The 13366-nt window shown below is 72.2% G+C and carries 13 protein-coding genes; 11 read left to right on the top strand and 2 right to left on the bottom strand.

What is annotated here, in order from left to right:
- Window positions 1-28: 28 nt before the first annotated feature.
- The gene (locus OG867_RS27460) at window positions 29-1699 is read right to left on the bottom strand and encodes a hypothetical protein (RefSeq protein WP_406289315.1); all 1671 of its coding nucleotides are present in this window, start codon (window positions 1697-1699) and stop codon (window positions 29-31) included.
- A gap of 154 nt (window positions 1700-1853) precedes the next feature.
- Window positions 1854-4064, bottom strand: coding sequence for an elongation factor G-like protein EF-G2 (locus tag OG867_RS27465; RefSeq protein ID WP_406289318.1), 2211 nt, complete (start codon window positions 4062-4064; stop codon window positions 1854-1856).
- 363 nt (window positions 4065-4427) lie between these two features.
- On the opposite strand from OG867_RS27465, the gene pgsA reads away from it, so the two are divergent.
- From pgsA to yajC, 11 genes are all read left to right on the top strand, one after another.
- Window positions 4428-5078 carry a phosphatidylinositol phosphate synthase gene (gene pgsA / locus OG867_RS27470; RefSeq protein WP_406289320.1) on the top strand — a complete coding sequence of 217 codons (651 nt, stop codon included), beginning with the start codon at window positions 4428-4430 and terminating at the stop codon, window positions 5076-5078.
- Complete coding sequence (locus OG867_RS27475) at window positions 5075-6016, top strand: phosphatidylinositol mannoside acyltransferase (protein WP_328899264.1); 942 nt, start codon at window positions 5075-5077, stop codon at window positions 6014-6016. Before pgsA ends, OG867_RS27475 begins: the two co-directional genes overlap by 4 nt.
- A complete protein-coding gene (locus OG867_RS27480; RefSeq protein WP_328899263.1) occupies window positions 6013-7173 on the top strand; it encodes a glycosyltransferase family 4 protein in 1161 nt (386 codons plus the stop codon). Before OG867_RS27475 ends, OG867_RS27480 begins: the two co-directional genes overlap by 4 nt.
- 39 nt (window positions 7174-7212) lie before the next feature.
- Entirely contained in the window at window positions 7213-7761 is a 549-nt protein-coding gene (locus OG867_RS27485) for a membrane protein (protein WP_018103869.1), read from the top strand.
- Window positions 7762-7910: 149 nt separating this feature from the next.
- On the top strand, window positions 7911-8831 hold the full coding sequence (gene pdxS, locus OG867_RS27490; protein ID WP_328899262.1) for a pyridoxal 5'-phosphate synthase lyase subunit PdxS: 921 nt from the start codon (window positions 7911-7913) through the stop codon (window positions 8829-8831).
- Window positions 8832-8837: 6 nt separating this feature from the next.
- Window positions 8838-9431: a pyridoxal 5'-phosphate synthase glutaminase subunit PdxT gene (pdxT, locus tag OG867_RS27495; protein WP_406289323.1), complete on the top strand. Its 594-nt coding sequence runs from the start codon at window positions 8838-8840 to the stop codon at window positions 9429-9431.
- A 61-nt stretch (window positions 9432-9492) separates the two neighbouring features.
- Complete coding sequence (locus OG867_RS27500; protein ID WP_328899260.1) at window positions 9493-10245, top strand: YebC/PmpR family DNA-binding transcriptional regulator; 753 nt, start codon at window positions 9493-9495, stop codon at window positions 10243-10245.
- 134 nt (window positions 10246-10379) lie between these two features.
- Complete coding sequence (gene ruvC / locus OG867_RS27505; RefSeq protein WP_328904262.1) at window positions 10380-10949, top strand: crossover junction endodeoxyribonuclease RuvC; 570 nt, start codon at window positions 10380-10382, stop codon at window positions 10947-10949.
- The gene (gene ruvA, locus OG867_RS27510) at window positions 10946-11572 is read left to right on the top strand and encodes a Holliday junction branch migration protein RuvA (RefSeq protein ID WP_406289325.1); all 627 of its coding nucleotides are present in this window, start codon (window positions 10946-10948) and stop codon (window positions 11570-11572) included. The genes ruvC and ruvA overlap by 4 nt, the downstream gene beginning before the upstream one ends.
- Before the next feature lie 76 nt (window positions 11573-11648).
- On the top strand, window positions 11649-12722 hold the full coding sequence (gene ruvB, locus OG867_RS27515) for a Holliday junction branch migration DNA helicase RuvB (protein WP_406289328.1): 1074 nt from the start codon (window positions 11649-11651) through the stop codon (window positions 12720-12722).
- 165 nt (window positions 12723-12887) lie between these two features.
- Complete coding sequence (gene yajC, locus OG867_RS27520) at window positions 12888-13358, top strand: preprotein translocase subunit YajC (protein WP_328899257.1); 471 nt, start codon at window positions 12888-12890, stop codon at window positions 13356-13358.
- The last annotated feature ends 8 nt before the right edge of the window (window positions 13359-13366 follow it).

Below are 13366 nucleotides of genomic sequence, written 5' to 3' on the forward strand. Positions count from 1 at the left end.
CCGGGGCGCCCCGTTCGCGTACCCGGGGTTACGCGTCGTAGAGGTCGGCCTTGCCGGGGGCGGGCTGCTGGACGAGGCCGCTCAGGACCGACGAGCGGCTGTTGAAGCGCTCGGTGTCCACGCCGTGCTCCTCCAGGACCTTGATGGCGGCGTTGTGCACGACGCGCAGGACGGGGGTGGCGGCGCGCATCGCGTCGTCGGCCATGAAGCGGTGGCGCCAGGGCTTCTCGGCCCAGGCGTGGCGGAGGCCGAAGGGCTCGGGCAGGGCGATCTTGCCGCCGAGGTGGTCCAGGAGCGGCGGATACCAGGTGAAGGGGGCGCGCAGGGCGAGGCGGGTGACCTCGTGGGCGTCGACCAGGGCCAGGGTGATGTCGCGGGTCTCCCAGAAGCGGACGGTCTTGTTGACGGTCCGCTTCTTCGCGGCGGGCTTGGTGGTGAAGAGGGAGTGGACGGGGCCGAGGGCGTGTCCGGTGACCTCGATGCGCAGGGTCTCGAAGAGGACGGTGACGGTGATCATCATGGTGATGACGAGCTGGCCGTCCCAGAGGGTGAACTGGACGCCGAGGTAGTGCCGGTCGCCGCCGCCGAACTGCTGGTGGTTGCAGATCCGCTGTATTTCGTGGGGCTTGATCTGGAAGGTGGCGACGTCCTCGCCCTGGCGGCGGGTGACGGAGTCGGCGTTCTCCCCGATGGGGGTGACGATCCAGTGGGTGACGGAGGGGGTGGGGAACCCGCCGGTGTTCAACGGGCCGCGTTCCAGCAGTTTGAGCTGGTCGTGGATGACGCGGACGACGTCCCAGCTGCGGAACTGGTGGATCTCCTTGCCGGGCTCCTTGGGGACGAGGTCCTCGGCGAGCTGCCAGCTGCCCCAGCGGGTGCCCATGCCGAGGATGCCCTTGGGGCCGGCGTAGAAGACGGAGTTGGACTGCTGCTCGGCGGAGAGCTTCTCCAGGCCCTGGCGCAGGGCCTCGCGGGCGGTCTCGCTGGGGTTCTTCGGGACGGACTCGGGGATCTTGGCGGTGACGCCGCCGCCGGAGAGCAGACCCTCCCAGCGGGTGCGCATGTCCCGGGCGGAGCTCTCGGCGATCCGTTTGGCGAAGTACCAGCCGATGACCGGGGCGACGAGCATGGCGCGCAGGTAGAGGGCGAGGAGTCCGGTCAGGGGCAGTCGGATCATCAGGAGGACGACGCCGATGCCGACGAGGGGCAGGATGCTGTTGCCGAGGGTGGTGAGGAGCCGGTCCTTGGTCCTGGCGAAGCCGTCGCGGAGCCGGAAGGCGATGACCCACAGCAGCATGCCCGGCAGGAACAGGAAGCCGAACAGCACGGTGACGGCGGTGAGCCGGGTGTCGCGCTGCTTGCGGAGGCTGTTGGCGGAGAGGCAGTGCTCGACCACGGACTGCGGGTCGGTGCCGAAGGACTGGATGAGGTCCTTGCGGGCGCCGCCGAGCATGCGCTCCTGTACGGCGCGGGCGAACGCCTCGCCGAGGTTGGGCTTGAAGTAGTCGGACTTGAGGAAGCCGGAACGGCCCGCCTTCACCTCGGACTTGTGCCACTCGCTGTTGGCTTTGAGGATCTCCTCCACCGGGCTGTCGCGGTACGCGGCGGAGGCGAGGGCGTTGGTCGCCACCGCCGCGCCTGCCGACCCCTGGAGCGGAATCTGCGCTCCGGGTGAGAAATCGAATCCGTTGCTGGCCACTGTCGCCCCCACTCGCCACCGAGGAACCGCTCCTGCGGCTGTTTCCCAACTGCCGTGCCCGGCACACTTTCTGAGCTGGGGTGTCAGCGTATCGTCCGGATACGTCCGCCGTCCGGCCCTGTGGACAACGTACGGGGGAGTGGCCCGTTTCGCGTCACCCCTGGGGGGCGTGGACCCGGTCGGCGAGCTGTGGGGGCATGGGTTCGTGGCGGGCGTACGAGCGGTCGAAGCGGCCGGTGCCGTGGGTGAGGGCGCGCAGGTCCACCGCGTACCGGCCGATCTCCAGTTCGGGGACGTCGGCGCGGACGAGGGTGCGTCCGGAGCCGGACTGTTCGGTGCCGGTGACCCGGCCCCGGCGGCCCGAGAGGTCGCTCATGACCGGGCCGACGTAGGCGTCGGGCACCAGGACGCCGACCTCGGCGACGGGTTCCAGGAACTGGACGTGCGCCTCGGCGGCGGCCTCGCGCAGGGCCAGGGCGCCGGCGGTCTGGAAGGCGGCGTCGGACGAGTCCACGGAGTGGGCCTTGCCGTCGCGCAGGGTGACCCGGATGTCGACCAGGGGGTGTCCGGCGGCGACGCCCCGGGCGGCCTGGGCGCGGACGCCCTTCTCGACGGAGGCGATGAACGGGCGGGGTACGGCGCCGCCGACGACCCGGTCCACGAATGCGACGCCGGAGCCGGCGGGCAGGGGTTCGACGTCGATCTCGCAGACCGCGTACTGGCCGTGGCCGCCGGACTGCTTGACGTGGCGGCCGCGTCCGGTGGCCGGTCCGGCGAAGGTCTCGCGGAGGGCGACGCGGTGCGGGACGGTGTCGACCTGGACGCCGTAGTGGTCGCGCAGCCGGTCCAGGGCGACGTCCAGGTGGGCTTCGCCCAGGCACCACAGGACGAGCTGTCCGGTCTCCGGGTTCTGTTCGAGGCGCATGGCCGGGTCCTCGGCGACGAGGCGGGCCAGGCTGTGGGAGAGCTTGTCCTCGTCGGCCTTGCTGTGGGCCTGGACCGCGAGCGGGAGCAGGGGGGCGGGGGTGGTCCAGGGTTCGAGGAGGAGGGGGTGGCCGGTGCCGGAGAGGGTGTCGCCGGTCTCGGCGGTCTCCAGCCGGGCGACGCAGGCCAGGTCGCCGGCGACGCACGCGTCGAGGGGCCGCTGCTGCTTCCCGAAGGGTGAGGTGAGGGCGCCGACGCGGGTGCGCGTCTCGTGGTCGGCGCGGTCCTCGTGTGCGGGGGAGTCGAGGCCGTGGCCGTGGACGTGGACGGTGTCGTCGGGGCGCAGGGTGCCGGAGAAGACGCGGACGAGGGAGAGCCGGCCGACGTAGGGGTCGGAGGACGTCTTGACGACCTCGGCGACCAGGGGGCCCTCGGGGTCGCCGTCGAGGGCGGGGAGCGGGGAGCCGTCCGGCGTGGTGACGGCGGGCAGCGGGTGTTCGAGGGGGGTCGGGAAGCCGCCGGTGATCAGGTCGAGCAGTTCGACGGTGCCGATGCCCTGGCGGGCGCCCTCGGCGGCGGGGGCGGCGGCGAGGACGGGGTGGAAGGAACCGCGGGCCACGGCGCGTTCGAGGTCGGTGATCAGGGTGCCGGTGTCGATGGTCCCGCCGCCGAGGTAGCGGTCCATCAGGGTTTCGTCCTCGCTCTCCGCGATGATGCCCTCGATGAGGCGGGCGCGGGCCTCGGCCAGGGGTGCCTGCTCGTCGCCGGACGCGGGGAGTTCGACGCGCTCGCCCCCGGAGTAGTCGAGGACGCGCTCGGTGAGCAGGCCGGTGAGGCCGGTGAGCGGGGCGTGCCCGTCGGCGGCCTCGGGGCCGAGCACGGGCAGGTAGAGGGGGAGTACGGCGTCGGGGTCGCCGCCGCCGAAGAGCTCCCCGCAGATCCGGGTCATCGCGTCGAACGGGGTGCGGGCGGTGTCGAGGTGCGTGATGACGAGGGCGCGGGGCATGGCGACGGCGGCGCACTCCTCCCACAGTGCCCGGGTGGTCGCGGCGACGGCCTCGGGCTCCTGGGCGGCCGAGACGACGAAGAGGGCCGCGTCCGCCGCCCGCAGCCCGGCCCTGACCTCCCCGACGAAGTCGGCGTACCCGGGGGTGTCCAGCAGGTTGATCCGGTGCCCGCCCCAGTCCACGGGGACCAGGGAGAGCTGGACGGACCGGTTCTGGCGGTGCTCGATCTCCTCGTGGTCGGAGACGGTCGTGCCGTCCTCGACCCGGCCCGGCCGGCCGAGGGCGCCCGCGGTCTGCGCGAGCGCCTCGACCAGCGTGGTCTTGCCGGAGCCGCTGTGGCCGACCAGTGCCACGTTGCGCAGGGCGCGGGGGTGGTGGCCGGCCGCCGGTGTCCCTGCGGCGGCTCCGGTGCGTGCGTGTGCCTTGTCGCCCATGATCATGCCTCCCGTCGGTGGCGCACGGGCACGCGCTCAGGGGCGGCGACGCCCGCGGTCATTCGAGCGTGGCACTGCCCCGGGACCGCGTCCACAGGGGCGTCCGGGGTGCCCGGAGGGTGACCGCTGCCGGGCGTGACTAACATGGGCTCGGAGGGTGCTGAAGGCCCTGGCCGGGCTCGCGGCGCCCGGCACGCGCGTCTGCGGCGTTGCCGAAACGCCTTCATGGCTCCGCCATGGAGACGCTCCGGCGCCTTGCAGCCGCACGCGCCGGCCACCGCTCCCTGATCCGGCCAGGGCCTTCAGCACCCTCCAGCCGGTGGCCGACGGGGTCACGCGGCCCAGCTACCCCTCGGGAAGGCCATGCTGAACAAGTACGCGCGTGCCTTTTTTACGCGTGTCCTCACGCCGTTCGCCGCACTGCTCCTCCGTCTCGGCGTGACCCCGGACGCGGTCACCCTGATCGGTACGGCCGGGGTGATGGCCGGTGCGCTGGTCTTCTTCCCGATGGGGGAGTTCTTCTGGGGCACGATCGTCATCACGATCTTCGTGTTCTCCGACCTCGTCGACGGGAACATGGCGCGCCAGGCGGGCGTCTCCAGCCGGTGGGGCGCGTTCCTGGACTCCACGCTCGACCGGGTCGCCGACAGTGCGATCTTCGGCGGCTTCGCCCTCTGGTACGCGGGCAGCGGCGACGACAACATCCTGTGCGCGGTGGCGATCTTCTGCCTGGCGAGCGGCCAGGTGGTCTCGTACACGAAGGCGCGCGGTGAGGCGATCGGGCTGCCGGTGGCGGTCAACGGGCTCGTGGAGCGTGCCGAGCGCCTGGTGATCTCGCTGGTGGCGGCCGGTCTCGCGGGTCTGCACACGTTCGGGGTGCCGGGCATCCAGATCCTGCTGCCGATCGCGCTGTGGATCGTTGCCGTCGGCAGCCTCGTGACGCTGCTCCAGCGGGTCGTCACCGTGCGCCGCGAGGCGGCGGACGCGGACGCGGCCGGCTCGGGCGGGCAGTGAGCGGCGCCGACGCGCGGCCCGGCGCGAAGGAGCGGCTGAGCGACGCGCTGTACGGGCTGGGCTGGGCGGCGGTCAAGACGCTGCCCGAACCGGCCGCCCGGGCCCTCTTCCGTACCCTCGCCGACCAGGTGTGGAAGCGGCGCGGAAAGAGCGTGCTCCGGCTGGAGGCCAACCTCAAGCGGGTCGTGCCGGACGCCGACCCGGCCCGGCTGGCCGCCTTGTCGAAGGCGGCCATGCGTTCGTACATGCGCTACTGGATGGAGTCGTTCCGGCTGCCCACCTGGAGCCCGGAGCGGATCAAGGCGTCGATCGACGTCACGGACGCGCACCGGCTGACGGACGGGCTCGACTCGGGGCGCGGGGTGATCCTCGCCCTGCCGCACCTGGGGAACTGGGACCTGGCCGGGGCGTGGGTGACCACGGACCTGAAGGTGCCCTTCACCACGGTCGCCGAGCGGCTGAAGCCGGAATCGCTGTACGACCGGTTCGTCGCCTACCGCGAGGGCCTGGGCATGGAGGTGCTGCCGCACACCGGCGGTGCCGCCTTCGGGACGCTGGCCCGGCGGCTGCGGTCGGGCGGCCTGGTCTGCCTGGTCGCCGACCGCGATCTGTCCTCGTCGGGCATCGAGGTGTCGTTCTTCGGCGATACGGCCCGGATGCCGGCCGGGCCCGCGCTGCTGGCCCAGCAGACCGGCGCGCTGCTGCTGCCGGTGACGCTCTCGTACGACGGCACAGCCGTGATGAAGGCGCGCGTCCATCCGCCGGTCGAGGTGCCGGAGACAGGCGACCGGGCCGGGAGGACGTCCGTGATGACACAGGCCCTGGCCGACGCGTTCGCCGTGGGCATCGCCGAGCACCCGGAGGACTGGCACATGCTGCAACGGCTCTGGATCGCCGACCTCGAACCCCGTGCGGACCGGAGCGGAGACCCGACGTGAAGATCGGCATCGTCTGCCCGTACTCCTGGGACGTTCCGGGCGGTGTGCAGTTCCACATCCGCGACCTGGCCGAGCATCTGATCCGGCTCGGGCACGAGGTGTCCGTGCTGGCCCCGGCCGACGACGAGACGCCGCTGCCGCCGTACGTGGTCTCCGCGGGCCGGGCCGTGCCGGTCCCGTACAACGGCTCGGTGGCCCGGCTGAACTTCGGGTTCCTGTCGGCGGCGCGGGTGCGGCGCTGGCTCCACGAGGGCACGTTCGACGTGATCCACATCCACGAGCCGACCTCGCCGTCGCTCGGACTGCTGACGTGCTGGGCGGCGCAGGGGCCGATCGTCGCCACGTTCCACACGTCCAACCCGCGCTCCCGGGCGATGATCGCCGCGTACGCGATCCTGCAGGCGGCGCTGGAGAAGATCAGCGCGCGGATCGCGGTCAGCGAGTACGCCCGGAGGACCCTGGTCGAGCACCTGGGCGGCGACGCCGTGGTCATCCCGAACGGGGTGGACGTCGACTTCTTCGCGCGGGCCGAGCCCCGGCCCGAGTGGCAGGGCGGCACGATCGGCTTCATCGGCCGCATCGACGAGCCCCGCAAGGGACTGCCCGTCCTGATGCGCGCGCTGCCCGCGATCCTCGCCGCCCGCCCCGAGACCCGGCTCCTGGTGGCCGGCCGGGGCGACGAGGAGGAGGCCGTCGCCTCGCTGCCCAAGGAGATGCGCGCGCGCGTCGAGTTCCTGGGCATGGTGAGCGACGAGGACAAGGCGCGGTTGCTGCGCAGCGTCGACCTGTACGTGGCGCCCAACACCGGGGGCGAGAGCTTCGGGATCATCCTGGTCGAGGCCATGTCGGCGGGCGCGCCGGTCCTCGCCAGCGATCTGGACGCCTTCGCGCAGGTCCTGGACCAGGGCGCGGCGGGCGAGCTGTTCGCCAACGAGAACGCGGACGCGCTGGCCGAGGCGGCGATCCGGCTGCTGGGCGACCCGGAGCGGCGCGCCGGGCTGCGCGAGCGGGGGAGCGCCCATGTGCGGCGCTTCGACTGGTCGACGGTCGGGGCGGACATCCTCGCGGTGTACGAGACGGTGACGGACGGCGCCGCCTCGGTGGCGGCCGACGAACGTACGGGGCTGCGCGCCCGGTTCGGGCTGGCCCGGGAGTAGGGCCTGGCGGGGGCCTCCGCCCCGGTAGCCTTGCCGCCCGTGACCGTAACCCTCATCATCTGGGCCGTCGTGGTGCTCGTCGCGATCGGCCTGTACCTCAGCTGGACCGCCGGCCGCCTCGACCGGCTGCACACCCGCATCGACGCGGCCCGGGCCGCCCTCGACGCGCAACTGCTGCGCCGGGCCTCGGTCACCCAGGAGCTCGCCACCTCCGGCGTCCTCGACCCGGCCGCGTCCATCGTGCTGTACGAGGCCGCGCACGCCGCGAGGCAGTCGCCCGAGGACCACCGCGAGGTCGCCGAGAGCGAGCTGAGCACCGCCCTGCGCGCCGTGTTCGGCGAGAGTGCGCAGGTCGAGGCGGTACGGGAGATCCCGGGAGGCCAGGAGGCGGCGTCCGAGCTGGCGGCCGCGGTGCGGCGGGTGCCGATGGCGCGGCGCTTCCACAACGACGCGGTCCGGGCGGCGCGGGCGCTTCGGCGCCACCGCACGGTGCGATGGTTCCGGCTGGCCGGGCACGCGCCGTTCCCGTTGGCCTTCGAGATGGACGACGAGCCGCCGGTGGCCCTGGCGGACCGGCCGGGCAGCTGACGGACAGTGCCCCGTCCCCGTACACAGGGGGTAGGGGAAAACGATCCACCGGCCTCTTATTGGCCCTTGCTGTGGACTGGTGCGGGGGAGTTTGCTCGGGACTGCGTCATTCGGCGCGCCCGCATCCGCTCCCCCCAGTGAGGTCATCCGTGTCCACGCTTCCCAGCACCCCGCAGTCCGCCGACGCCCCGGCCACCGGCACCGCCCGCGTCAAGCGCGGCATGGCCGAGCAGCTCAAGGGCGGCGTGATCATGGACGTCGTCAACGCCGAGCAGGCGAAGATCGCCGAGGACGCGGGCGCCGTGGCGGTCATGGCACTGGAGCGGGTGCCGGCCGACATCCGCAAGGACGGCGGCGTGGCCCGGATGTCGGACCCGAACATGATCGAGGAGATCATCGAGTCGGTGTCCATCCCGGTGATGGCCAAGTCCCGCATCGGCCACTTCGTGGAGGCGCAGGTCCTCCAGTCCCTCGGCGTCGACTACATCGACGAGTCCGAGGTGCTGACCCCGGCCGACGAGGTCAACCACAGCGACAAGTTCGCCTTCACCACCCCCTTCGTCTGCGGCGCCACCAACCTGGGCGAGGCGCTGCGCCGTATCGCCGAGGGCGCGGCGATGATCCGCTCCAAGGGCGAGGCGGGCACCGGCAACGTGGTGGAGGCCGTCCGCCACCTGCGCCAGATCAAGAACGAGATCGCCCGGCTGCGCGGCTACGACAACAACGAGCTGTACGCCGCCGCCAAGGACCTGCGCGCCCCCTACGAGCTGGTCAAGGAGGTCGCGGAGCTGGGCAGGCTGCCCGTCGTGCTGTTCTCCGCGGGCGGCGTCGCCACCCCGGCCGACGCGGCGCTGATGCGCCAGCTCGGTGCCGAGGGCGTCTTCGTCGGCTCCGGGATCTTCAAGTCCGGCGACCCGGCCAAGCGCGCCGCCGCCATCGTGAAGGCCACCACCTTCTACGACGACCCGAAGATCATCGCGGACGCCTCCCGGAACCTGGGCGAGGCCATGGTCGGCATCAACTGCGACACGCTGCCCGAGGCCGAGCGCTACGCCAACCGCGGCTGGTAGTCACCGATGAACGACACCCCTGTGATCGGAGTCCTGGCCCTCCAGGGCGACGTACGGGAACACCTGATCGCCCTGGCCTCGGCGGACGCCCTGGCCAGGCCGGTCCGGCGCCCCGAGGAGCTGGCCGAGGTGGACGGCCTGGTCCTGCCCGGCGGCGAGTCCACCACCATGTCCAAGCTGGCCGCCCTCTTCGGCATGCTGGACCCCCTGCGCGAGCGGATCGCGGCCGGGATGCCGGTGTACGGCACCTGCGCCGGGATGATCCTGCTCGCCAACAAGATCCTCGACCCCCGGTCCGGCCAGGAGACGCTGGGCGGCATCGACATGATCGTGCGCCGTAACGCTTTCGGGCGGCAGAACGAGTCCTTCGAGGCGTCCGTCGACGTCGCCGGGATCGACGGCGGGCCGGTCGAGGGTGTCTTCATCCGGGCCCCCTGGGTCGAGTCGGTGGGCGCAGGCGCGAAGGTGATCGCGGAGCACGGCGGTCACATCGTGGCCGTACGCCAGCACAACGCCCTCGCCACCTCGTTCCACCCGGAACTGACCGGGGATCACCGGCTCCACGCCTACTTCACCGAGATGGTGCGCGCGGCCGGGTGACTCGATCCCGGTAGGATCTCTCGGGTTCGTACGGAATTTGGTGACGCGAAGGAGAAGGCAGATGTCCGGCCACTCTAAATGGGCTACGACGAAGCACAAGAAGGCCGTGATTGACGCCAAGCGCGGCAAGCTCTTCGCGAAGCTGATCAAGAACATCGAGGTCGCGGCCCGCACCGGTGGTGTGGACCTGGAGGGCAACCCGACCCTCGTGGACGCGATCCAGAAGGCGAAGAAGAGTTCGGTCCCGAACAAGAACATCGACTCCGCGGTCAAGCGCGGTGGCGGTCTTGAGGCGGGCGGTGTCGACTACCAGACGATCATGTACGAGGGCTATGGCCCCAACGGTGTCGCGGTGCTCATCGAGTGCCTCACCGACAACCGCAACCGTGCCGCGTCCGACGTACGGGTCGCCATGACCCGCAACGGCGGCTCGATGGCCGACCCGGGTTCCGTCTCGTACCTCTTCCACCGCAAGGGCGTCGTCATCGTCCCCAAGGGCGAGCTGGCCGAGGACGACGTGCTCGGTGCCGTTCTCGAAGCGGGCGCCGAGGAGGTCAACGACCTCGGCGACTCCTTCGAGGTCGTCAGCGAGGCCACCGACATGGTCGCGGTCCGTACCGCGCTCCAGGAGGCGGGCATCGACTACGACTCGGCCGAGGCCAACTTCCTGCCCACCATGCAGGTCGACCTGGACGAAGAGGGCGCCCGCAAGATCTTCAAGCTGATCGACGCGCTGGAGGACAGCGACGACGTGCAGAACGTCTTCGCCAACTTCGACGTCAGCGACGAGGTCATGGCGAAGGTCGACGCCTGAGCCGCGTCTGACGCAGCTGTTGCGGACGGGCCGGCGGGGGGACACACCCTCCGCCGGCCCGCCGCATTGTCGGCGCCGACCGATAGCCTGCTGAAACAGTGGAACAGTTGACCGATCGGCAGGGAGGGGCGACCGTGCGCGTGCTCGGCGTGGACCCGGGACTGACCAGGTGCGGGGTCGGCGTGGTCGAGGGCGTCGCGGGCCGCCCGCTCACCATGCTCGGCGTGGGCGTCGTGCGCACCCCCGCCGACGCGGAGCTCGGCCAACGCCTGGTCGCCGTCGAGCGCGGCATCGAGGAATGGCTGGACGAGCACCGCCCCGACTGCGTCGCCGTGGAACGGGTCTTCGCCCAGCACAACGTGCGTACGGTGATGGGCACCGCCCAGGCCAGCGCCGTCGCCATGCTCTGTGCGGCCCGGCGCGGCCTCCCCGTAGCCCTGCACACCCCCAGCGAGGTCAAGGCCGCCGTCTCCGGCAGCGGACGCGCCGACAAGGCGCAGGTGGGAGCCATGGTGACCCGGCTCCTGCGACTGGACGCCCCGCCCAAGCCGGCCGACGCCGCGGACGCCCTGGCGCTCGCCATCTGCCACATCTGGCGCGCCCCCGCCCTCAACCGCCTCCAGCAGGCGCACGCGGCGGCCGCCGCCCGCACCCCGCGCGTCCCGCGCACCGCAGTCCCGCCCGTCCGGAAGGTCCCCCGATGATCGCCTTCGTCACCGGCCCCGTCGCCGCGCTCGCCCCGACCACGGCCGTCATCGAGGTCGGCGGCATCGGCATGGCCGTCCAGTGCGCCCCGAACACCTTGGCCACCCTGCGCATCGGCCAGGAGGCCAGGCTCGCCACCTCACTCGTCGTCCGCGAGGACTCGCTGACCCTCTACGGCTTCGCCGACGACGACGAGCGGCAGGTCTTCGAGCTCCTCCAGACCGCCAGCGGCGTCGGCCCCCGGCTCGCCCAGGCCATGCTGGCCACGCACACCCCGGACGCCCTGCGGCTCGCCGTGGCCACCGGCGACGAGAAGGCGCTCACCGCCGTCTCCGGCATCGGCAAGAAGGGCGCCCAGAAGCTCCTGCTGGAACTGAAGGACCGGCTCGGCGAACCGATCGGCACCCACGCCCCCGGCCAGGGCATCGGCGCCGCCGTCTCCGCCTCCTGGCGCGACCAGCTCCAGGCCGCCCTGATCGGCCTCGGCTACGCCACCCGCGAGGCCGACGAGGCGGTCGCCGCCGTCGCGCCCCAGGCCGAGGAAGCCCTCGCCGCCGGGGGCCAGGCACCCGTGCCGCAGCTGCTGCGCGCCGCCCTGCAGACCCTCAACCGGGCGCGCTGAGCGGCACGGGCCCCCTTCTCCGCCCGGCCGGCCACCCCCGGCCCGGGCACCGATACATCCGAGGCGGACAGACGAGATGAACTGGGACGACACCGGAGCCGGCATGGACGACCGGCTGGACGAGCGGCTGGTCGACGCCGGCGCGGACGGCGACGACACCGCGGTCGAGGCCGCGCTGCGCCCCAAGGACCTCGACGAGTTCGTCGGCCAGGAAAGGGTCCGCGAACAGCTCGACCTGGTCCTCAAGGCCGCCCGCGCCCGCGGCGCCACCGCCGACCACGTCCTGCTCTCCGGTGCGCCCGGTCTCGGCAAGACCACCCTCTCCATGATCATCGCGGCGGAGATGAACGCCCCGATCCGGATCACCTCGGGCCCCGCCATCCAGCACGCCGGCGACCTCGCGGCGATCCTCTCCTCGCTCCAGGAGGGCGAGGTGCTGTTCCTGGACGAGATCCACCGCATGTCCCGGCCCGCCGAGGAGATGCTGTACATGGCCATGGAGGACTTCCGGGTCGATGTCATCGTCGGCAAGGGCCCCGGCGCCACCGCGATCCCGCTGGAGCTGCCCCCCTTCACGCTGGTCGGCGCCACCACCCGGGCCGGCCTGCTGCCGCCCCCGCTGCGCGACCGCTTCGGCTTCACCGGGCACATGGAGTTCTACGCCCCCGCCGAGCTGGAACGGGTGCTCCACCGCTCCGCCCGCCTGCTCGACGTCGAGCTGGACGCCGAGGGCGCCGCCGAGATCGCCGGGCGCTCCCGGGGCACGCCCCGCATCGCCAACCGGCTGCTGCGCCGCGTGCGGGACTACGCCCAGGTCAAGGCCGACGGCCGGATCGACCGGGAGGTCGCGTCGGCGGCCCTCGGGGTGTACGAGGTCGACGCCCGGGGGCTGGACCGGCTGGACCGGGCGGTGCTCGGGGCGCTGCTCAAGCTGTTCGGCGGCGGTCCGGTGGGCCTGTCCACGCTCGCGGTCGCCGTGGGGGAGGAGCGCGAGACGGTCGAGGAGGTCGCCGAGCCCTTCCTCGTACGGGAAGGACTGCTGGCCAGGACGCCGCGCGGACGGGTCGCCACCCCGGCCGCCTGGGCCCACCTGGGACTGGTCCCGCCGCAGCACGGCGTAACGGGACAACAGGGCTTGTTCGGGGCGTGATGCATCACAGGTTGACCGCAAGCGGAACCACGGTGCCATGCTGGGCGTTGTTCCATCGATGCGGACTCGCTTAGACTCCGCCGATGCCGCCCGTAACGGGTCGGTGTATCCACCCCCGTAGACCAGGCCGTTCTTCAGTGCGGTCGTGCGAAGGAAACTCGTCCCGTGAATGTGTCCCTTCTCCTCCCCTTCATCGTGCTCATCGGGGCCATGTTCCTGATGACGCGGTCCGCCAAGAAGAAGCAGGCCGCGGCCGCTGCCATGCGCAACGAGATGCAGCCCGGCACCGGCGTCCGCACGATCGGGGGCATGTACGCCACCGTCAAGGAACTGAACGACGACTCGGTCCTCCTTGAGGTCGCCCCCGGCGTCCACGCCGTGTACGCGAAGAACGCGATCGGCGCCGTCCTGGACGACGCGGAGTACAACCGCATCGTGCACGGCGACGACCCGGAGCTCGACGCCGACGACGCGGTAGTGCCCGACGACGCCTCCTCGCTGACCGAAGCCGACGACGACGCGAAGACCGACCTGGTCAAGAAGACCGACTCGGACGACGACGTCGACACCGACGCCGAGGCCGCGGACGACAAGAAGTCCGAGGGCAAGGCCGACGGCGAGGCCGACGCGAAGTAGCACACCCG

The sequence above is a fragment of the Streptomyces sp. NBC_00209 genome, from assembly GCF_045206345.1.
In the GTDB taxonomy this organism is placed as follows: Bacteria; Actinomycetota; Actinomycetes; order Streptomycetales; family Streptomycetaceae; genus Streptomyces.

What these genes read in the sequence shown, in the direction of transcription:
- OG867_RS27465 (WP_406289318.1), bottom strand. Translation starts at nt 4,064, where the DNA reads ATGGGCGACAAGGCACACGCACGCACCGGAGCCGCCGCAGGGACACCG.
- pgsA (WP_406289320.1), top strand. Translation starts at nt 4,428, where the DNA reads ATGCTGAACAAGTACGCGCGTGCCTTTTTTACGCGTGTCCTCACGCCG.
- pdxT (WP_406289323.1), top strand. Translation starts at nt 8,838, where the DNA reads ATGAACGACACCCCTGTGATCGGAGTCCTGGCCCTCCAGGGCGACGTA.
- OG867_RS27500 (WP_328899260.1), top strand. Translation starts at nt 9,493, where the DNA reads ATGTCCGGCCACTCTAAATGGGCTACGACGAAGCACAAGAAGGCCGTG.
- ruvA (WP_406289325.1), top strand. Translation starts at nt 10,946, where the DNA reads ATGATCGCCTTCGTCACCGGCCCCGTCGCCGCGCTCGCCCCGACCACG.
- ruvB (WP_406289328.1), top strand. Translation starts at nt 11,649, where the DNA reads ATGAACTGGGACGACACCGGAGCCGGCATGGACGACCGGCTGGACGAG.